The following is a 20,592-nucleotide window of genomic DNA, read 5'->3' on the forward strand; positions in this document are numbered from 1 at the left end:
CAGCCGCGCTACTCCCCGCGCCCGTCGTCGGTCGCTGCGACGACCAGCCGCTTGAGCCCCCGTCGAAGCAGTCCCCCCGCTGCGGGCTGTGTGATCCCCAGCTCGGCTGCAACGTCTTCGAGGGTCGCGCCCCGCGGCTCCTCGAAATAGCCGCGTTCCAGTGCGACCTCCAACGCCCGCTCCTGTTTCGGTGTCAGCCCGGAGTCGGGGCCGACGGGGGCGGCGTAGTCGGTGACCGCTTCGAGCGTGAACTCAATCCCGTTGTCGGCGGCGTAGGTCTGCAGTGTGGCCAGCCCCGATCGCTCGGGGAGCCAGACGCGGACCGTCCACGCGGTGCCGTCGTTGATCCACTCGCGGGAGACGCCGTCGACCGCCGCGATTGCGGGCGAAAACAGGGTCGCCGCGGGCGTGTACGCAAAACTGTACACCGACTCCGTGTCGCCGGGGACGACCCGCTTGAAGCCGGCGACGGTGTCGTCGCCGCGGAGGCCGTCCTCGAACCGGTCGAAGTTCGCCGACCGAACGGTGAACAGGTACCGACCGGAGTCGGGAACGGTGCCCGCGCCGGCGACGGGTCGGACCGTCGCGGTCGGGTCGTGAGCCACTGCCTCGGTCAGCGCGAGCGTGGGCGATTCCAGCCGGATCGTGGCGGTGACGTCGCTCATCCCTCCCGCCCGGGTGTTCGGTCGGCGCCGAAGTCGGCGAGTCGGCCGCGGACCGCGCGTTCGACGCCCGGTGCGGTGAGGACGACCCCCGAAAGGATCAGCGCCGCGCCGAGGCCGATCACGACCGTGAACGCCTCCCCCAAGAGGACGATCCCGAGCCCCACCGTCGTCAGCGGCTCGCTCGTACTCACGATGCTCGCCCTGCTGGCCTCGATCCGGGCCAGTCCCGCACTGAAAAGCAGGATCGGGACGACCGTGCCGACCACGGTGATCCCCGCGATCAGCCACCACCCTGCGGTCGTCGCCGGGACCGAGAGCGCGTCGGTCACCGCTCCGTACCCGAGCACGGTCGCCGTGACGCCGAGGAAGGTGTGCGCCGCGTGGACCAGCGGGTGCAGATCCGCCATCATCACCCGTGTGCCCATCGAATAGACGGTGTAACACACCGACGCGAGACCGACGAGTGCTGCTCCCGTGAGAGCGAACTCGGTGCCCCCGCCGACAACGAGTCCGACTCCGGAAACCGCCGCGACGAGCGCAAGCAACTTCGGCAGCGTCACCGGTTCGTCGAGAAGGACCGCCGAACCGAGCGTCACCTGGACCGGATACGTGAAAAGCAACAACGCAGCCACGCCCGCTGAGAGCCACGCCAGCCCCTCGAAGTACGCGACCGACATCATTCCGTAGACCACACCCAACCCGAGTTCGGCAGCGAACAGCCGTCGTGACCGCACCCGGCCGTGGCCGGAGGCAGCCAGCAGCGCCCAGAAGATGACAGTCGCCGCGAGAAACCGCGTGCTGAGGAGGGTCGCAGCAGAGAGCCCCGCCGTTGGAGCGAGTTTCCCGAAGATGCCGAGCGTACCGAACAGCGCCGCTCCCGCCATCGTGAGAAACAGACCGAGATGTTGGTGTCGCACACGACGACGTTGCATCCCTGCGGATACGTCGATAAGCCTTATACTAATAACCCGTTTATTATGTGGGTTGCACGCCTGAGACGTCTCATAAGAAATCTATGATACAACGTTGAATGGTATTTAGATAGCACTCTTATACGTACTGGACGTTAAGCAGTTTGGAGTCGATTTTTCAATCGAAAGACCATATTCGAGTTTCAGTATGAATGCAAAATAGTAATAGAAGCGATAGTTGCCGCCGCGCCGACGGACGCACCTCGCGGGTCAGTACGGCTTGCTGAAGTACGGCTCTTCGAACATCGTCAGTGTCTGTCCGAGGTCTCGCTCCACAGCCATCTCGTAGACGCGTGTCGTCCACGCCACGTCCTCCATCGGGAGTCCTGGGGAGTAGAGAATCGACCGCCCCTCGGTGGACCCGGTGTCCTCACCGCCGACCACCTCGTGGAGCGCCCGGAGATCCGGTTCCTCGAGGTCGAGTCCGGCTCCGTCGTCGACGGCCGCAGCGAGCGTATTCATGATTTGCCAGTCCATGTGCGCCGCGAACTCCAGGGTGTTCCGCCGGATGTCACAGAACACGAGGTCCTCGTCGAACGCCGAAAGGTCAGCGCGGAGATCCCCCAACGGGATCACCAGACAGTCGTCTTTCAGCCACGGCGCCTCGATCTTCGGCGGCGGACTCCCTGTTGCGGCCACGACTGTCACGTCAGCACCTCTGACCGCGTCTTCGGGTGAACTGATCGGTTCGATTTCGGCGTCGACGTCGCCGGCCATCTCGGCTTCGAACGCTTCGGCCTTCCACTGCTCCGGGTGGTGGATCCGGAGCGTCTCCAGCGAGTCAAGCGCGGAATCGAGCGCTAGCGCGGACGTCTGCCCGACCACGCCGGGCCCGATCACGGTCGCGGTGGTCGCGCGGTCGCCTTGGATCCGCGCGGCGCCGACGCCCGCGACGGCGCCGGTTCGCATCGCGCTCGCGACCTGACCGTCGATCAGGAACTCTGGTTTGCCGCTCAGTGGGTCGTTCAGCGTGATCGTGTGGATCGACCGCGGGAGTCCACGCTCGGCGGGATTGGTGATGTTGGAGCCGTACCACTTGATGCCCATCCTGTGGATATCGCCGCCGACGTACGCCGGCATCGCGCTGAACCGACGATCCGGGCCGGACTCCAGCCCCTCGGCGTTCGAGAGGTTGCCGGGAAAAGAGGTCACATGTCCGTGCATGTCGTGACCCGGATTTCCCATCAGCACCTGGCCGTCGTTGTACAGGCCGAACACGTAGTCGATGGTCTCGACGCATCGGTCCATGTCGGCAAGGCCCGCCTCGATCCCCTCCTCCTGTGAACAGAATCGAAGCTTCACTGGCTGTTGCTCGGTCATCGTTCCGTTCGAGGAAACAAAAGTATATATTTGTTTTGCAAACGGACGGTTCACTGGGTTTCTCGAGGGTCGGAGCCCCCGACGCCTCGCCGGAGGGTCACTCGAACCGTGACAGCTCGAACATCCCGGTTGGGTGGTCTGTCCGGCCGTCGACCGCCAGGTCGGCCAGCACCTCGCCGACCGCGGAGGCGAATTTGAACCCGTGGCCCGAAAAGCCCGCTCCGAGCACCACGTTCGGGTGGTCGGGGTGGACGTCGAGGATGAAATCCCGATCGGGCGTGTTCGTGTACATGCAGGCCGACAGCCGCATCGTCGGTCCGGTGCCGGCGGGCATGTACTTCTCGGCGAACGACCGGAGGATGGCCTCGTCCTCGCGGGTCGGCTCCCGGTTGAGTTCCTCGGGACTCCCGGTCTCCTCGCGGTGGTGGTGTTTCCCGAACTTGAACCCGGGCACCTCGAACGTCGGGAAGCCGTAGAAGTTCCCCTCGGGGACGTCGGCGACGAACACCGGGAAGTTCTCGCGGTCGAACTGTGCGGGGTCTGTGGGTTGGAACCACCCGAGCACGTTGCGCTCGGGCGTGAGGTACTCCGACACCGCCGGGCAGAGCCGGCCGGTCCACGCGCCTGCCGTCATCACCAGCGTGTCGGCGGCGTACTCGCCACGGTCGGTGGAGACTTCGACGCCCGACTCGTCGGCCGTCCAGTCGGTGACCTCCTCGCGGGCCCTGATGGTCGCCCCGTGGTCGTGGGCCTCGGAGACGTGGGCCACGATGCACTGATCCGAGTGGAGGAAGCCGCCGTCCGGCTGGTAGATCGCCCGGTAGTCGTCGGGCACGTCGTGACCGCCCGACCGCGCAGTCAGTTCCTCGCCGGTCAGGGTCGTGTGGTCGAGGTCGTGCACCGCACACGACCGCTCGGAGCCACGAACCACCTCGCTATCCGGTGGCCCGAAGTCGATGGTGCCGGTCTGATACAACAGCTGTCGGCCGTAGGAGTCTTCTAAATCGGACCACAGCTCCAACGACCGCTGGACCAGCGGGACGTATCCCGAATCCTCAAACAGCGGCACCCTGATGATCCGGGTGATACCGTGTGACGAGCCCTGTGCGTGCGGGATGTCGTATCGCTCGATGCCGAGGACGTCTTGGCCTCGCGCGGCGAGGTGGTACGCCGCGGCGCTGCCCATCCCCCCGACACCAAGGACAATCGTGTCGTAGGTGTCCACGCGGGAGCGTTGGCGTTCTCCTATGAATGTCTACCGGATCCATCCTCGCGAGGCGGGGGTGAACCTCTACCGGATCCATCCTCGCGAGGCGGGGGTGAACCTCTACCGGATCCATCCTCGCGAGGCGGGGGTGAACCGACGCGGGTGGCAGCCGAACCACTGCCGCGTCTGCTGGCTCGCGATCAGTGGAAGTCGAACGTTCGGACCGCGCCCTCGCTCATACCTTCGGCCCGGAGGTGTTCCGCGAGCGCGACGTCCAGCGATCCGAGGCCGATCGGCACGAAAACCACGCGCTCTCCCGGGGTGCGCGAAGCGTCGTCGTCACCGTCGAGGACCTCACCGATCGTCACGTCCAGGTCGGCGGCCGTCACATCGCCCCGCCCGGCCAGATCCGACAGCGCGCCGCGCTGGAGACACTGCTCTGTGTGATCCACGACGATCCTGTCGGCCCCGAGCACTGTCTCGTCTGTGAGTTCCCGGTACGAGCCGAGCGCGATCACGAGCCCGCCCGGACGGAGCCACGAGTCCTCGATCACCGGCGTCTTGGAGTCGGTGACCGTGACGACGACCTCGGCGGCGGCGGCCGCCTGTGGTGAGTCTACAACATCGACATCGGCGTCCATCCCGGGCGCGAGGTCTGCTGCGAGATCGCTCGCGCGCCCGTCGGCCACATCGTATAGCCGGAAGGTATCGACCGCAACCAGTTCATCGATCACCTGCAGTTGAAACCGCGCCTGGAACCCCGCGCCGAAGACGCCGACTGACTCCGGCGGCTCCGCGAGCAGGTGTCGCAGTCCGACAACGGACTGCAGTGCGGTTCGAACGCCGGTGATGTGCATGCCTTCCAGAATCGCCGTGAACCCACCCTGTTGAAGATCGAAAAGCAGGATCTGTGAGCTGATCGGCGGTTCGGTGTCGGCGTCCCAGGTCGCGACCGCCCACTTCATGCCGGCGACGTCGAGCCAGTCGACGTACGCCGGCATGCCGATCGAGAAGGCGTCCCGGCCGGGCCATCCGCCGTCATCACCCATGTGCATCGTCGATTTCGCCGGGTTGATGACCCGCCCGCGCGCTCCTTCGACGTAGGTGGTCTCGGCGACGTTGAGGGCGGCCGGGAGTTCGAGATGGCGGTCAACGTCGTGTTTGGAGTACAGTTCGGTTCCGGCCTGTCTGAGACGCTGGCTCATGGGTTCGAGTGATGGTCCGGCGACTGGTGGTGTCGGGCCGACACGGCAGCGCTGCGGTGTCGGTGCGTCACGGGTCCGTCCGGTAGACAGCCTTTTTGTGCGTGTAGAACTCGTAGGCGCGGTGGCCGAGTTCCTTCTGGGTCTCCGACGACGACGCCTTCATACCGCCGAACGGCATCTGGATCTGCGATCCGGTGGTCGTGCCGTTGATCTTGACGACGCCGGCGTCGATCTCATCGGTGAACCGCCGCGCCGACGCCATGTCGCTCGTAAAGAGGCTGGCCGACAGTCCGTACTCCACATCGTTGGCGACGCGCACGGCTTCCTCGAAGTTCGAGACCGAAAGGATCGACAGCACCGGCCCGAAGACCTCCTCCTGGGCGATCCGCATATCCGACGTCACGTCGGTGAACACGGTCGGCTCGACGAAGTAGCCCGCGTCGTCGCCCCGGCCGTCGGGTCGGCCGCCGCCGGTCAGGCGTGTCGCGCCCTCGTCTTCGGCCACTTCGATGTACCGGAAGTTGGTCTCGTCCTGGGCGGCCGACACCGCCGGCCCCATATCGGGGTCGTCCATCCCCGGACCTGTCTGCATGTCCTCGGCGCGCGCGACCACGGCGTCAGTGAGTTCTGCGAGGACCTCCTCGTGAACGATGAGCCGGCTGGTCGCGGTACACGCCTGGCCGGTCAGCCCGAACGCGCCGGCGGCGGCGGCGTCGGCTGCCTTTTGAATGTCCGCGTCGGGGAGGACGACCTGCGGGTTCTTGCCGCCCATCTCGGTCTGGGTGGGGATGCCGCGCCCAGCGACGGTTTCGGCGATGTGCCGTCCCACGTCGGTGGAGCCGGTGAACGAGACTCCGTCGATCCGGTCGTCGGTGAGGATCTCGTCGCCGACGGTCGACCCCGAGCCGACCACGAGGTTCACCACGCCCGCCGGGAGGCCGGCCGCCTCCAGGTGTTCGACCAGTGCCCGCGCGATCATCGGCGTCTCCGAGGAGGGTTTGAACACCACGGTGTTGCCCGTGGCAACAGCGGCCGCGAGCTTCCAGGTCGGGGTCGCAATCGGGAAGTTCCACGGGGTTACCAGAGCGACAACACCCAGCGGCTCCCGGACGGTGTACGTGACTGTCTCGGGGTCGCTGGAGGGGAGGGTCTCGCCCGCCGCCGTCCGTGCGAAACTCGCGAAAAAGCGGAACAGCTCCGCGGCCCGCCCGACCTCCGCGCGGCTCGAGGACAGCGGCTTGCCCTCCTCGCGGGTGAGCGTCTCCGCGAGCTCCGCGTGGTGGTCATCGATCCGGTCTGCGACCGCGTACATCACCGCGTCGCGCTCGTCGGGCGTCGTCGCCGCCCACGTTCCGCTCGCCGCCTCGGCGGCCGCAACCGCGTCGGCGGCCTGTCCCCGGCTGGCGCCGGTGAACGACACGATCGGGTCGTCGGGCGCGGCCGGGTCGCGGATCGTCAGTTCGTCGTCGCTGTCACCGTCGCGCCACTCGCCGTCGATATACTGAAACTGTGTGTCTGTCATTTGTGGTGGGTTGTCGGTCGCGCGTCGGGCCCGCGTTCCCGCGACGTCAACGGCCGACGCCCGTTGAATCGGGGGCGGACGGGCGGTCCGGGGGGACAGCCGCGACCGCGTCGACGCCGGACGCTTCGGGGCCGATGGCGGACTGACGCCTCACACCGACGCTGAGGCACTATACCGCATCGCCGGTGGTAAAAATTTCGGAGGCGTGTGCGGGGGTGACCGCCACCCGTGGGCAGAACGGAACCCCGGGAGCGTCGGCTACTCGTTGATATTGAACCCCGCACCACGGTACGACCCCTCGAACTCCGGGGCGAGCACCGCACTGCTCCGTTCGAAGACGTCGCGCCAGACCGACTCCTTGACCGCAACGCCTTCAGCGAGGGCCGTCGCCACTCGGTCGCTGATCTCTTCGGGCCGGAATGTCCGTGTGAGTTCCCCCCCGTCGAGAAACCGGTCGACCACGCGTCGGAGGTCGCCGGAGTGCCGGGAGTGGTCGGGGTCGAGACACACGAGCGTGAATCCGGGGTCGACGCGGGAGTCGGACCCGGAAGGGGCGACCGATCGGTGGAGGAGTCGGCCGAGGAGGCGTTCGCCGGCGGTGCCGTACTCCGTCTCGGGACCGCCGGTGAAAACCGCCTGCGTCAACGGGTTGTCCTGGCGGTCGTTGGCGCCGGCCCGGGCCACCGCGGCGAGTGCGGCGTGACCCGCCGAGGGCGCGTCGAGTTCGCGCTCCGCCAGGACCGGGTGTGGGTCGTCGGGGCGACCGATCACGGTCCGGGGAGTCCCCACACCGCCGGTGGCAAGCACAGTCGAGAGGAGCCCGCGTTCGGCCGCCGCGTAGGCCGCATGCCCCAGTGTCGGGACTGTCTCGTCGCCCGGGGCCGTTCGGGTGTGGACGATTCCGACCCCGTGGCGGGCGGCCGCCGCACACGCCAGGTCGACGGCGGGCGCACTCGACACCAGGCCGGGTTGGGTCGATCCGTCGACGGCCCACACGAACTCGCTCCGGTCGGTGCGTGTCAGCGCGTCCGGGTCCCACGCCGGAAGCGCCGAGAGGCGGTCGTGCAGCGTCGTCACCCCGGACCCGCGGTACAGTTCGGTCCACCAGACGGCCTTCGCGGCCGCCCGCGCCGGCCCCGGTGGGAACCCCGCGGCGGAGAAACACCGTTCGGCCAGGTCCAGCACCTCGCGGACGGCGAGGCGCATCACTGCTTCCTCCACTGCGCGGTCCGCTGGGGCTTCGAGGGGTACAGCCAGTAGCTTTCGGCTCCGTTCCGGAGGTCCTCCGGCAGCGGCGCGCCCTGGTAGAACGTCCCCCGGACCCACCCCTGAGATTTCGGGTGGGCCTTCTGGATCCCCCAGACCGCCTTGAGACACGAAATGAACGAGAGCGGGACGAAGTCGGCGTCGAGCGGGTTCGCGCGGATCTCCGCGTACCGGAGGCCGTGGACGGTCTGGATCCGTTCGACGATGTGGCGGTGGTCGGGGTGCTCGAACAGGAACGCCGCAACGGTGTCGGTGTCGTCCCACGCTGCGAGGTCGGCGCGGAGTCGCTGGACCTGGCGGGCGATGTCGACCGGGAAGCCGTACTCCTCGTAGTCGTGTTCGCCCCGGATCCCGAGCCGTGGCTCCTCGCTGTCGATCGACCGGTACCAGAAGTACCGCTCGGCGCCGGGAGCGTCGAAGTCGACCGCCAACGCCCACTGGTAATCCGAGTCTATGGCCGACGCCAGGGTTCCGATCGTCATCTCCGGAACCACGTCGCTCCGTTCGGAGACGGTCAGTGACTCCTCCAGCCCCGAACACACCTCGGGGTGGACGTCGAGCAACAACGAGTGGACCAACTCCTGGGTCTCGGCGGGGAGTTCGTCGCCGGCCCACTCACAGAGTCGGCCCCAGAGCGTCGACCCCCCGTGTCCGTTCCGGAGTTCGTCCATCCGCCGCTCGGCCCGCTCTAACCCGGCCGCGATCTCGTCTTTCGAGAGAAAGTACTCTTTAGTGTCGCACTCGTCGTCGGTGAACCACTGTTCTGCGCTGTCGAGGACGGCTCTGAAGCGCTCAACCTCCTCGGGTGTCGGGTCGATCGTCTTCGCCCGCGCCAATGCCACCTCTCGCGCGCGGAGCCACGAGTGGAGGAGTTGGGGGTGGTTGACGAGGTAGTGGACGATCCCGATCCCCGAGGAGTTACCGGTCCCCAGATACCGCTTGATTTCGTGGTCGAGGGTGACCGCGTCGTCGCTTCGAGCGCCCGCGACGTGGTCTGCGAGGTCGTAGCTGAAGATCCGGAGAAGCCACACCGTGAGCATCTGCGCGAAGTACGGTTTCTTCAGCGGATGGTCGCCGTCCATCGACGCGAACTCCTTCGTCCCGTTGAGCCCGTTGCCGTAGTAGCCCGACGACCGCATCAGGTAGCCGCCGCGGGCACAGAAGTCGATGTCGGGTTGGTGACCCTCGGCCAGCGCGTCGACGACGTGGCCGAAAAAGCGGGAACTCCGGTTCGCTCGGGTCCAGATCAGGATGTCTGACGTGGCGCGCCCTTCCCGGACGTGGGGGAGTTGCTCGTACTGGGCGTCCATGAGGTCAGGCGTGGCCCGCCCCTCGCACAGAAACCCCCACATGTCCCAGTCCTCAGCGATGATGCGGTCGGTGTTCGCGTTGTCGCCGGAAGCGTGCGAGAAGATCCCGAACGAGAACAGCCGGTCGGGGGTCTCGATGGTGTAGACCACGCGTCCGACCCCCCGGTCGTCCAACTCCATCCGGGTCGGCCGGACGTCCCACTCCTCGTCGATCATCTTCTCCATCAGCAACCGGGTGAAGCTCAGCCGGGTCTGTTTCAGCGAGGCCAACCGCTGGGGCTGCATCAGCTCCGCGGGGTCGCGGAGCCGGTTCGGGTCGTACCGCTCCGTCTCCCGATTGGTAGTCATTACCGAATCGGACTTGGTCACCAAGATTAAAATCTTCGGTCGCAAGCAATAGATTATGCAGGTTGCAAGGGTGAACTCCCCCGCTCTTCAGGCCGGGGAGGGTATCAAGGAGGTCGAATCCGGGCCGGCTACACCGCACGCTCCCAGAACCGCAGAAAGTTCTCCCCCAGGATGCCGTCGGCCTGCTCCGCCGGGAACGGCTCCTTGACCGCCCGCCGGACCGCGGGCCACTCCTCGTAGGTCGTGAACTCGCCGAGCCCCGCCGCAATCTCCCGGGCTTCAACCGCCTCACGGTCGAACCCGAGTTCGATGATGTGGCGTTTGTAGTACTCCAGAAGCTCCTCCGGAAACCGGGTGTCAGCGGGGAAAAAGTCGGTTCCCAGCCCGATCCGGTCGGGGCCGAGAATCGACGCCGTATGCTCTAGGTGCGAGAGCAGGACGTCGAGGTCGGGGTCGTCCGCCCCGGGGGCGATGAACCACGGTAGGCTCACGATCCCCATGTATCCGTCGGCTTCCGCGAGCGCCTCGATCTCGGTGTCGGACTTCCCGCGGTAGTGGTGATCCACCGCCTGGCACGTGGCGTGGGTGGCCGCCACGGGATCCTCGGAATACTCGATGGCGTCAAGTGTGGTCTGTCGCCCGCAGTGGGACACGTCCACAACGCCGCCGAGGTCGTTCACCCGGTCGACCGCCGCGCGACCGAACGTCGACAGCCCGCCCTCGGAGGGGTCGTTACACCCGGTTCCGAGCAAGTTCTGGTAGTTGTAGGTGGGTTGGAACAGCCGGACGCCCTCGTTGTACAGGGTGTCGATCCGGTCGAGGGATCCGTCGATGGCGGCACCGAGGTTCTGGGTGTTCAGGACGATCCCCACGTCGCCGTCGGCCGCGACCCGCCGGGCCTGCGCGGGCGAGGTGACCTTGTGGAGCCACTCCGCCGCGTCGAACCGGGACTGCCACCGCGCGAGGTCGCGGCGCTGCCCCGTCCGCTCGGAGACGTCGTCGTGGGTCCAGGGCGTGACGCTGAGGAGGTTCACCCCCGCGGTCTCGTAGATCCTCCGGACTGCCGACCGGAACTCGGGGTCGCGCTCGAACCGGCGGACCTCGAAGTCCCAGATCGCCTCCCAGGCTTCGGCTTTGGTGTTTCCCTCGGCGACCAGCTCCCGGACCGCGCGGTTCAGTTCCTCAGACGACCCGTAGGCCCTGACGACCTGTTCCCACGGCGCCGACGAGGTGTAGTCGAAGACCGGTTGCGACGGAGACATACTCGGTACTTGGAGATTTGTTATATAAAACTTCGCCACTCATTTCGCCACTCATGGCGGGTGTGATCCCGAACCGTGGTAACAGGCGCCAAAACATATATATACCAGGGGTAAAAGTTACTCTGTAGAGTTCAGTATGGCTCAGGCTAGCGACCAAGGAGCGCTCAAAAGCTTCGTCGACGAGATCGACCCGATCCCCTTCGCACTCGGGGCTCTGGTCACGTTTGTCTTCATCGGGCTTGCGGCGTTCAGAACCGACTGGGTGTCGAGTCAGATAACCACCGCCTTCGCCGTGTTCGGGGAGGGACTGGCGTGGATGTACTTGCTCGCGATGTTCCTCATGCTCGCGATCGCGGTGTATCTCATGCTCAGTCCGTACGGAAAAATCAAACTCGGCGAGGGTGACCCCGAGTACAGCAACTTCTCGTATCTCACTATGTTCTTTTCGGCGGGGCTGTCGGCGGGGATCGTCTTCTTCGGCCCCGTTGAGGCGTTGACGCATTTCAATACGGTTCCGCCGCTGTTCGCCGGAACCGCCGAAGCCGGCAGCACCGGCGCGATGGTGCCCGCGCTCGCGTACTCAATCTTCCACTACGGGGTGTCGGCGTGGGGTGGCTACCTCGCGATCGGGATCCCGGTGGCGTACTACGCGTACAAAATGGACGCTCCGTTCCGGACGTCAACGGTGCTGCTTCCGGTGTTGGGGAAGGACAACCTCGACGGGGTGATCGGCAAGACAATCGACACTCTGGCGGTGGTTGCCACCCTCGGTGGCATCGCGACCGGATTAGGGTTCATCGCGACCCAGATCCTCACCGGAATCACCTACCGGACCGGGATCCAGTTCGGGAACCTCGAGACGCTGCTCGCGATCACCGGGATCACAATCATCTTTACGCTGTCGCTTGTGGCCGGAATCGACCGCGGGATCCGGCGGCTCTCGGATTTCAACATCGTGATGATGGCCGTGCTCTTGGTGGCGACGCTCGTCGGCGGGATGGCGATGAGCAGCATCTCGGCGCTCAACGTTCTCAACACCGGTGCACTGGCGGTCGGGACCTACGTCGGCAACTTCTTCAGTATGAGCCTGTTCACCGGCACGGGCGTTGAGGGCGGCACCGGGTGGACATCGTTCTGGACGGTGTTCTACTGGTCGTGGTGGATCGCGTGGGCGCCGTTCGTGGGGCTGTTTCTCGCACGCATCTCGAAGGGACGCACCATCCGGGAGGTGCTTTTCACCGCTATCGTGACAATGACCACCGTCTCCGTAGTCTGGTTCACCGTCGTCGGCGGCACGTCGATGTGGCTGCAGTTCGCGGGCGTCGCCGACATCCTGGGTGCAGTCGGCGAGTTCGGCGACGGCGTCGCGGGCTACGCGCTGTTCGGGGCGCTTCCGCTCGGTGCGCTGTGGCAGCCGCTGTTTCTCGTTCTCGTGGTCACGTTCTTTGCCACCTCCGCTGACTCCTCGACGCTCGCGGTGGCCATGTTGACCACTGGCGGCAAGGAGAACCCATCCAGTCTCAACCGCGTGTTCTGGGGGATCCTCCAGGGACTGATCGCGTCGATCCTGGTGGTCCTCGGCGGTGCGAGCGCGCTGCGGTCGTCGGTGATCATCACCGGTGCGCCGTTCGCGGTTGTGTGTGTCGTGTCGCTGGTCGTCTTCCTCCGACAACTCAGCGACGATCACGGCCACGTGTTGTTCGACGGAAACCGATCGTGGTTCCGGAACCCAAAGCGGACGCAGTCGACCCAGCCCGTCGAAGACGTGACGGCCGGCGCGCGGAACGACGACTGATACGCGGCCGCGTAGGCCGCTCTCGACCACTGTGGTTCGGACGCGGCGGGTGCGCTGTCGGAGGGGTGACAGTCGCACCCTGTCGGGAACCGAGAACCGAACCGGTTTGTACCGATGCCGAACGGACGCCAATTCTTATACCAACTCCCCGAATACGGGGCGTATGCCAAAGACCCACGACGACGGGGGAACCGTCGGAGCGACCGAGACGTCGTTCGCGATCCTCTCGCACCTCAGAGAACACTCCGGTGCGACTGTGACAGCGATCGCGACGGCGCTTTCGCTCTCGAAGAGCACGGTGTACAATCACCTCCGGACGCTCGGCCGACTCGGGTACGTGGTCAAGGAGGACAAGACCTACCACCTGGGGCTGCAGTTTCTGGATCTGGGGAACGCCGCCCGCGACAGGCACGACCTCTACGAGGTCGCGAAAGCAGAGATCGACGACTTGGTTTCGAGCATCGGCGAACACGGCTACGTCATGGTCGAAGAGATGGGTCGCGGGGTGTACATCTACCAGTCGAAGACCGCCCGGGGAATCCAGACCGACTCACACATCGGCACCACCGTCGATCTCCACGCCACGGCCGTCGGGAAGGCCTACCTGGCGTACCTCCCGGAGGACCGGCGGTCACAACTCCTCAACGAGCTCGACCTCGCCCCTCGAACGGAGTCGACCTACACCGACCGCAGCCGGCTTGAGGCGGAACTGCGCGCGGTCCGTCGACAGGGAGTCGCGTTCAATAACGAGGAACGGTTCGTCGGACTGTGTGCGGTGGGTGCCCCCGTGCTGGGCCCTGACGACGAGGTTCTCGCGGCCATCAGCATCTCCGGACCCACCACGCGGCTGACCGGCGATCGGTACCGAAGCGACATCCCGGAGAAAGTGCGGGAGACAGCCCGGATTATCGGGATCCGAGCGACGTACTCGTGATAACTGCAGTGTAGTGTGACCGAACAGTTGTTCGACAAATCTGTTCTCCTGTGCATGAACCGCCACCGCTGGTCGTCCCGGCCACCGGAGTGTGGCGCTGTCAGAAGGAGATAACAGACGTACATTTGTGATAAATTGGCTGATGATTCCCCGACAGTCGCAGCGTCCGGGGTGGCGGCCTCAGGGGGTGACCCGGTCCGGCGACCGCCGGTTCGATGTGCGGTGCTGGCAGGCCAGAATAAATTTGTCATCTGACTATTCGACAGTACTGTAATTTCGCATAATAAATTTGTTGTATTTTTGGAGCTATTGGAAGTGTATACAGTGCTTTTCGTATTAAGCATAGTTTTGTAAACATATATTTTTATTTTATATTTATTCGCTGAACAGCCGTCCGATCGGCAGCGGTGTGGACATAACCAGTTCAAGACGAACAGCCGTTCTGCTCTGATCGTCGACAGCATCGGTCTCGATGAACTCGTACCGCGTCCCGCCGTGGTCGGGATCCGTGAGCGGCACCTCTCGCCTGTGGGCGGCGGCCTCCCGGACGGTCGGAAGCCCAAACCCGGTTCGGTTCTCGGTGGCGGTGTACCCCACTCGGAACCCGTCTCACGGTTCCACTCGGGCACGCTCGGTCCGCCGTCAGCGGTCACAAACCCGCGGGTCAGGTCGTCGACGGTGGCTTTTTGCTCCGCCCGCCGGATTCGACCGTATGGCAGCCGACACCGACGGGTCGGGCGTTCACGTCGTTGCGCTCTGCGGCAGCCTCCGGGATTCGAGTTGCACCCAGCGGGCCGTAGAGCGCGCGCTCGACGGCGCTCGAGCGGCCGGCGGAACCGGCGCGGTGATCGACCTCAGAGAGCACGACCTCCCACCGCTGGATCCGGACGTGGATTCACAGGGCGATAGCGACGCGGTCGTCCGACGGGTACGAGGGGCTGACGCCGTGCTCTTGGGGACGCCCATGTACCACGGGTCGTACTCGGGCGTACTGAAGAACGCCTTGGACCACTGCGGCTTCGACGAGTTCGAGGGCAAAACGGTGGGACTTCTGGCCGTCGCCGGCGGCGGGTTTCCCGTGCCTGCGCTGGATCACCTCCGGTCGGTCTGCCGGGCGCTGGATGCGTGGGTGCTGCCCCACCAGGTGGCGGTCCCGAACGCCGCCTCGCAGTTCGAGGCGGGGGAGGTCGTCGACGACCGACTCGACGAACGGGTGCGAGTACTCGGCCGGCGCGTGGTGGCGTACGCGCACATCGAACCCGACACTCCGTCGTTCGAGGCCGACGAGAACGTCGGAGCGGTCGACTGACCGCGGGCGAACTCTCAGTCCGTGAACCCGGAACAGCAACGGTTTTGCCGCCCGGGACGCCTCCGCACCGTATGCACGCCATCACGAACAGCGGGTGGATCGAGGTCGTCACGGGGTCGATGTTCTCGGGGAAGACCGAGGAACTCCTCCGGCGGCTCCGGCGCGCGGAGATTGCTGGTCAAGAGGTTGCGGTGTTCAAACCCGCGGTCGATGACCGGTACGGCGAGGCCACCGTCGGCTCCCACGTCGGCCGACAGTGGAACGCGTCGGTCGTCCCGAGCCAGGGTGAGGGTGTGTGGGAGATCCGCGAGGAACTGAACGGCCACGACGTGGTCGCAATCGACGAGGCAAACTTCTTTTCGGCCGACCTGGTCGAGGTCTCCCAGCGGTTGGCCGACGACGGCCGCCGGGTGGTGGTCTCCGGAATCGACCAGACCTACCGCGGGGAGCCGTTCGAGCCGTTGCCCCAACTGATGGCGGTCGCGGAGTACGTCGACAAGCTTCAGGCGATCTGCGCGCAGTGCGGCGAGCCCGCAACCCGGAACCAGCGGTTAGTGGGCGGTGAGCCCGCACACGCCGACGACCCGACCATCGTGGTCGGCGCCGAGGAGTCCTACGAGGCGCGGTGTCGGAACTGTCATATCCTCCGGCGTGACTAACGAAACATAACTGTGACAACCTGGGTAGAGAACCCAACCGGTGGCCGAGACCGCGGCCCTCGCGGCCTCACACGCGCGTGGATCGAGGTTCTGGTTCGGCCGCGGCAGTTCTTTCGCAACGGTGTCGCCCCCGGGGACCAGGCACCCGGACTGGTGTTCGCGGTGGCTGTCGCTGTCGCGTACACTGTCGGGTTGTTCGCGTTCGTTCCGTCCCGGATTCCGGAGTGGGCGCTCGGGCCAGGGGTGTCTGCCGGAGTCGCGCTCGCACTCGTGACGGTCGTGGTGGCGCCCGCGACGCTCCACCTGACCGCAGCGCTCCAAACGGTCGTACTGATTCTTACGGTCCGCGACCGCGCAGGGGTCAGCGAGACCGTCCAGGTGATCGCCTACGCCGCAGCGCCGTGCGTGATCGCCGGCGTTCCGGTGCCCGCAGTCCGAGCCGGCTGTGCGCTCTACGCCGGTGCGCTGCTGGTTGTCGGACTCCGGGAGGTCCACGGCACGACGACCGCTCGGGCCACCGTCGCGGGCGTGATCCCCGCGACGCTGCTGTTCGGGACCGCGTTCGGCGGGGTTGATGCGGGGTTGGCCCTCGCCCGCGCCGCTGGGGTGATCTGACCGGCGATCCAGCCTCCCGTCCGACGGCACCGATTCGACAATCGTTTTAGGCACCGCACGTTGTACACACCTAATGGATTGGATTACGCACGACGAGGACGTCTGGTTCGATTTCCGCGGTAACTCCCCAAAACAACTCACGCCCGGCCGGTACTACAAGGGAACCGTCGATGGGTTCGCCGACTTCGGGGTGTTCGTCGACCTCACGCGTGGCGTCACGGGACTCCTCCACCGGAGCGAACTCGACCAGCGGCTGGAGACGCTCGACTGGGAGTCCGGCGACACGGTGTTCGTCCAGGTGAAAAACGTTCGGAACAACGGCAACATCGACCTCGGATGGTCGATCCGTCAGTCGGAGTCCGAGTTCCGCGGCGCGCGGGTCCACGACCCCGACGGCGACGCCGACGGCGAGGAGATCGAAAACGGCGAGGTGGACGGGCCCACGACCGTGAAGAAGACGCCGAAAGGTATCTCGACGAAATCCCGGGCGTCAAACGGGACCGGGTCCGCCGATACGGCCGAGGCGTCATCAGCGGACGACGACTCGACGTCTTCAGACGACACCCTGGCGGAAGCAGGAGCCAACGCGGTGGCTGAGACCGCGGCGCCCGAACAGGAGAGCGACAACACTGACACGCCCGAGGCCGACGCGGAGGCGGCAGACGCCGGCTCCGACACCGCGTCCCGCCACGGGGCGGAGACGGAGTCTCACGCCGCCGAATCGGACGCTGAGACGGATGTCGAAGTTGACGACGACGCGGAGCCCGAGCGCGTCACCGTCGACTCGTTGGGTGACCGGGTCGGTGAGACCGTCCGGATCGAGGGCGAGGTCGTTGGGGCGCGGCAGACCGGCGGCCCGACGATTTTTGAGGTCCGCGACGAAACTGCGGTCGTCGACTGCGCGGCGTTCGTTGAGGCGGGCGTCCGAGCGTACCCCGAGGTCGGTGAGGCCGACGCGATCCGGCTCGACGGCGAGGTCGAACGCCGACGCGGGGAACTCCAGGTCGAGACCGAGGAACTGACGGCGCTCTCGGACGGTGACGCCGAAACCGTCGAGCGCCGGCTCGCGGACGCGCTCGCGGAGAAGGCCCGGCCGGAGGCCGTCGAACCGCTCGCCGGCGAGCCGGGTGTCGAGGCGGTGGAAGCACAGCTCGCGGACGCCGCCGAAGCGATCCGGGCCGCGGTGCTGGAGTCGCGGCCGATCGTGGTCCGCCACGCCGCTACCGCCGACGGCTACGTCGCGGGCGCGGCGGTTGAGCGCGCGGTCCTGCCGCTGATCCGCGAGGAACACGCCCGCGCGGACGCGGAGTACCACTTTTTCACCCGCCGGCCGCTCGACGACCCGGTCTACGGGATGGACGCCGCGACAAGCGACGTGACGCGGATGCTCCAGGACAGCGAGCGCCACGACGAGAAGCTGCCGCTCGTGGTGCTCGTCGGGATCGGCGGCACCACGGATTCGCTCGACGGCCTCGGCCTTCTCGGTGTCTACGGTGCCTCCCGGGTCGTCGTCGACGCCGAGTCCGTCGACACCGGCGTCGTCGACGAGACGAGCGTCCTGGTCTCGCCGGGGCTCACCGACACGGACGCCACAGACCTCTCGACCGGCGCGCTGGGCGCGAACCTCGCAGCGGCGGTCAACACCGACGTCAGCGCGGACCTCGCGCACCTCCCGGCAGTGAGCTACTGGGAGGCCGCTCCGGACGCGTACACCGACCTCGCGGCTGACGCGGGCTACGGCGCCGACCGGACGAGCGAACTCCGCGAGGCCATCGCGCTGGAGGCGTACTACCAGTCCTACCAGGACAAGCGCGAGCTCATCACGGACCTGCTGTTCGAGGACGACGGCGGGCTCGCGGGCCACGTCTCCGAGCAGTTCCGGAGCAAACTCGACACGGAGGCCGAGACCGCCGAAGCGAACCTCGAACTACGGGACGTGGGCGGCGCTTCCGTCGGCGTGCTCAACGCCGACTCCTACAGCCACCAGTACGACTTCCCGCCGACGGCGCTGCTCGCGGACGCACTCCACCGCCGCGCCGACGACCGGACCGCCACCATCGTCTACTCGATGGACGAACTGTTCGTCAGAGCGCCTGACGGGGTCGACGTCCGTGCGGCTGCGGCCGCTGCCCGGGAGGCGGTGCCCGAGGGCGGCGTCACCGCTGTCGGCATCCGCCAGAACCGCATCGAGTTCCTGTCGGGTGCGCGCGAGGCCGTCGTTGACGCCGTCGCCGACGCGGTCGTCGCCCAGCTCTGAGCGGTATCGAGCGGCGAAACCTCTCACATCACGCGTCCCGGAGCGACACGCTTAACCGCGAAACAGGCGGATGAACGTCAAATGAGTCGTCGTCCCTCTGATCGACGGGAAGGTGAGTGGCAGTGAGTGCCGACACCGACTCCGACACGGATTCGGAACCGGCGGAGACCGAGGCGTTCCGCCGGACGTGTGAGGAACTCATCGACCGGATCCTTGACGGCGAGGTCGGCCGCGACGACTTGGAGTCCGCGAAGTTGGACGCGTGCTCGGCGCACTCGTCGCCGAAGGTCCCGAAGAACACCGAGATCCTCGGCCACGCGCCGCAGGGCCGTCGCGAGGAGGTGAAGAAGGTAGTCCGACGGAAGCCGGTCCGGACCGCGTCCGGTGTGTCCCCAGTCGCGATTATGACCTCGCCGCATATGTGCCCCCACGGCAAGTGTCTTTACTGCCCCGGCGGACCGGCCTCGGAGTTCGACTCCGCGCAGTCGTACACCGGCCACGAGCCGGCGGCCGCCCGAGGCGAGCAGAACGACTACGATCCGTACGGCCAGGTGACGCTCCGCTTGGAACAGCTCAGGCACATCGGCCACCCGGTCGAGAAGGTCGAACTCATCCTGATGGGCGGGACGATGACCGCGCGCAGCCACGACTACCAGGAGTGGTTCCTCAAGCGTGCGCTGGAAGCGATGAACGACTACGACCTCGGTTCGGAACCCGCACCCGACGATCAGCGGTCGTTCAAGCCCGACCCCGGGGACGTGGAGTTCCGGTATCTCGAGGACGTCATCGCCGAGAACGAGACCAACGACATCCGGAACATCGGGACGACGTTCGAGACGAAGCCCGACTGGTGTGATCCCGAGCAGATCGATCGGATGCTCGATCTGGGGGCAACCAAGGTTGAGGTCGGGGTCCAGACCACCTACGAGCGGATCAACCGGGAGATGCACCGGGGCCACGGCGTCCAGGCGTCAATCGACGCCAACCGCCGGCTCCGCGATGCGGGGTTCAAAGTCGGGTTCCACATGATGCCGGGCCAGCCCGGAATGACCGAAGAGATGATCCTCGAGGATTTCCGGCAGCTGTTCGAGCGCGAGGAGTACAGACCGGATTACCTCAAGATCTACCCCACGCTCGTCGTTCGCGGGACGCGCGTCTACGACCAGTGGCGACGCGACGAGTTCGAGCCGCTGGACAACGACACCGCCGCGGACATCGTCGCGGAGGTGATGGGGATGATCCCCGAGTACACGCGGCTCCAACGTGTGCAGCGCGACATCCCCGCGGACTTCATCGACGCCGGCGTCTGGAAATCGAACCTCCGGCAGCTCGCCGAACAGCGCGCCGAGGAGCGGGGGATCCAACCCCGCGACATCCGCGCTCGGGAGGCCGGTATGAACGACGCGACGCCGGATCCCGAACGGGTCGAGCTAACCGAGACCACGTACGACGCCGGCGGCGGGACCGAAGCGTTCCTTACGTTCGAGGATCCGGTCGAGGACCTGCTCGTCGGCTTCTGCCGTCTTCGGCTCCCGAACGACCCGGTCCGCCGGGAACTCGACGACGCCGCGATCGTGCGCGAGCTCCACGTCTACGGCAGCGAGGCCGGGATCGGGAGCGGCGAGGGCGAGTGGCAACACAAGGGGTACGGCCGCCGGCTGATCCGCCGCGCAGAGGCGCTCGCCGCCGACGCGGGGTACGGCAAGCTGGCGATCATCTCGGGAATCGGGGCTCGGGAGTACTACCGCCGGAAGCTGGGCTACCGTCAGGACGGCCCGTACGTCGCAAAGCGGCTGGAGTAATCGGGCGAACAGTCGGCACGCCGGAACCGGGAGCGTCACCAGCCGCATCCCACGTCGACGTGCCGAACAGCCGCTGCCCGACGCGGGGCCAGTCTCAGGTCACGGGGGTCTTGGCCGCGCGTTCGCACATGAAGATTCGTTGGCG

Annotated in this window: 17 protein-coding genes; 7 read left to right on the forward strand and 10 right to left on the reverse strand. The window is 66.4% G+C overall.

All coding sequences use genetic code 11. The features are described 5' to 3' along the window. Positions 1–8 precede the first annotated feature (8 nt). The 9 genes from IEX72_RS05975 to IEX72_RS06015 all read right to left on the reverse strand — a co-directional run bounded on the left by IEX72_RS05975 (position 9) and on the right by IEX72_RS06015 (position 11,076). Positions 9–665, reverse strand: coding sequence for a helix-turn-helix domain-containing protein (locus IEX72_RS05975; protein WP_188786471.1), 657 nt, complete (start codon positions 663–665; stop codon positions 9–11). Beyond that, entirely contained in the window at positions 662–1,582 is a 921-nt protein-coding gene (locus tag IEX72_RS05980; RefSeq protein WP_188786472.1) for a DMT family transporter, read from the reverse strand. Before IEX72_RS05980 ends, IEX72_RS05975 begins: the two co-directional genes overlap by 4 nt. 264 nt (positions 1,583–1,846) lie before the next feature. Then, a complete protein-coding gene (locus IEX72_RS05985; RefSeq protein ID WP_188786473.1) occupies positions 1,847–2,956 on the reverse strand; it encodes a Rossmann-fold NAD(P)-binding domain-containing protein in 1,110 nt (369 codons plus the stop codon). A 97-nt stretch (positions 2,957–3,053) separates the two neighbouring features. Beyond that, positions 3,054–4,181, reverse strand: a complete 1,128-nt coding sequence (gene solA, locus IEX72_RS05990) for an N-methyl-L-tryptophan oxidase (protein ID WP_229663757.1) — start codon at positions 4,179–4,181, stop codon at positions 3,054–3,056. Positions 4,182–4,363: 182 nt separating this feature from the next. Further along, complete coding sequence (locus IEX72_RS05995) at positions 4,364–5,368, reverse strand: ornithine cyclodeaminase family protein (RefSeq protein WP_188786474.1); 1,005 nt, start codon at positions 5,366–5,368, stop codon at positions 4,364–4,366. A 67-nt stretch (positions 5,369–5,435) separates the two neighbouring features. Beyond that, positions 5,436–6,890 (reverse strand): aldehyde dehydrogenase family protein, encoded by a 1,455-nt coding sequence (locus IEX72_RS06000; RefSeq protein ID WP_188786475.1) that lies wholly within the window; start codon positions 6,888–6,890, stop codon positions 5,436–5,438. Between the two features lie 258 nt (positions 6,891–7,148). Beyond that, the gene (locus IEX72_RS06005) at positions 7,149–8,096 is read right to left on the reverse strand and encodes an Ldh family oxidoreductase (RefSeq protein WP_188786476.1); all 948 of its coding nucleotides are present in this window, start codon (positions 8,094–8,096) and stop codon (positions 7,149–7,151) included. After that, positions 8,096–9,814 carry a hypothetical protein gene (locus IEX72_RS06010; protein WP_188786477.1) on the reverse strand — a complete coding sequence of 573 codons (1,719 nt, stop codon included), beginning with the start codon at positions 9,812–9,814 and terminating at the stop codon, positions 8,096–8,098. The genes IEX72_RS06005 and IEX72_RS06010 overlap by 1 nt, the downstream gene beginning before the upstream one ends. A 128-nt stretch (positions 9,815–9,942) precedes the next feature. Continuing rightward, the gene (locus IEX72_RS06015; RefSeq protein WP_188786478.1) at positions 9,943–11,076 is read right to left on the reverse strand and encodes a dipeptidase; all 1,134 of its coding nucleotides are present in this window, start codon (positions 11,074–11,076) and stop codon (positions 9,943–9,945) included. A 136-nt stretch (positions 11,077–11,212) separates the two neighbouring features. On the opposite strand from IEX72_RS06015, the gene IEX72_RS06020 reads away from it, so the two are divergent. Both IEX72_RS06020 and IEX72_RS06025 read left to right on the forward strand, forming a co-directional pair. Further along, a complete protein-coding gene (locus IEX72_RS06020; protein ID WP_188786479.1) occupies positions 11,213–12,871 on the forward strand; it encodes a BCCT family transporter in 1,659 nt (552 codons plus the stop codon). Between the two features lie 163 nt (positions 12,872–13,034). Continuing rightward, positions 13,035–13,805, forward strand: a complete 771-nt coding sequence (locus IEX72_RS06025) for an IclR family transcriptional regulator (RefSeq protein ID WP_188786480.1) — start codon at positions 13,035–13,037, stop codon at positions 13,803–13,805. A gap of 375 nt (positions 13,806–14,180) precedes the next feature. On the opposite strand, the gene IEX72_RS06030 is transcribed toward IEX72_RS06025, so the two are convergent. Continuing rightward, positions 14,181–14,402: a hypothetical protein gene (locus IEX72_RS06030; RefSeq protein ID WP_188786481.1), complete on the reverse strand. Its 222-nt coding sequence runs from the start codon at positions 14,400–14,402 to the stop codon at positions 14,181–14,183. A gap of 115 nt (positions 14,403–14,517) precedes the next feature. Here IEX72_RS06030 and IEX72_RS06035 point away from each other — a divergent pair, with 115 nt between their 5' ends. The 5 genes from IEX72_RS06035 (at position 14,518) to IEX72_RS06055 (ending at position 20,447) form a co-directional block, all read left to right on the forward strand. After that, positions 14,518–15,114: an NADPH-dependent FMN reductase gene (locus tag IEX72_RS06035; RefSeq protein WP_188786482.1), complete on the forward strand. Its 597-nt coding sequence runs from the start codon at positions 14,518–14,520 to the stop codon at positions 15,112–15,114. Between the two features lie 71 nt (positions 15,115–15,185). Beyond that, the gene (locus IEX72_RS06040; protein ID WP_188786483.1) at positions 15,186–15,773 is read left to right on the forward strand and encodes a thymidine kinase; all 588 of its coding nucleotides are present in this window, start codon (positions 15,186–15,188) and stop codon (positions 15,771–15,773) included. A gap of 12 nt (positions 15,774–15,785) precedes the next feature. Beyond that, on the forward strand, positions 15,786–16,388 hold the full coding sequence (locus IEX72_RS06045) for a YIP1 family protein (RefSeq protein WP_188786484.1): 603 nt from the start codon (positions 15,786–15,788) through the stop codon (positions 16,386–16,388). 73 nt (positions 16,389–16,461) lie between these two features. Beyond that, entirely contained in the window at positions 16,462–18,645 is a 2,184-nt protein-coding gene (locus tag IEX72_RS06050; RefSeq protein WP_188786485.1) for an OB-fold nucleic acid binding domain-containing protein, read from the forward strand. A gap of 116 nt (positions 18,646–18,761) precedes the next feature. Continuing rightward, on the forward strand, positions 18,762–20,447 hold the full coding sequence (locus IEX72_RS06055; RefSeq protein ID WP_188786486.1) for a tRNA uridine(34) 5-carboxymethylaminomethyl modification radical SAM/GNAT enzyme Elp3: 1,686 nt from the start codon (positions 18,762–18,764) through the stop codon (positions 20,445–20,447). Positions 20,448–20,592 lie beyond the last annotated feature (145 nt).

This window comes from Halobellus salinus, assembly GCF_014646875.1.
In the GTDB taxonomy this organism is placed as follows: domain Archaea; phylum Halobacteriota; class Halobacteria; order Halobacteriales; family Haloferacaceae; genus Haloquadratum; species Haloquadratum salinum.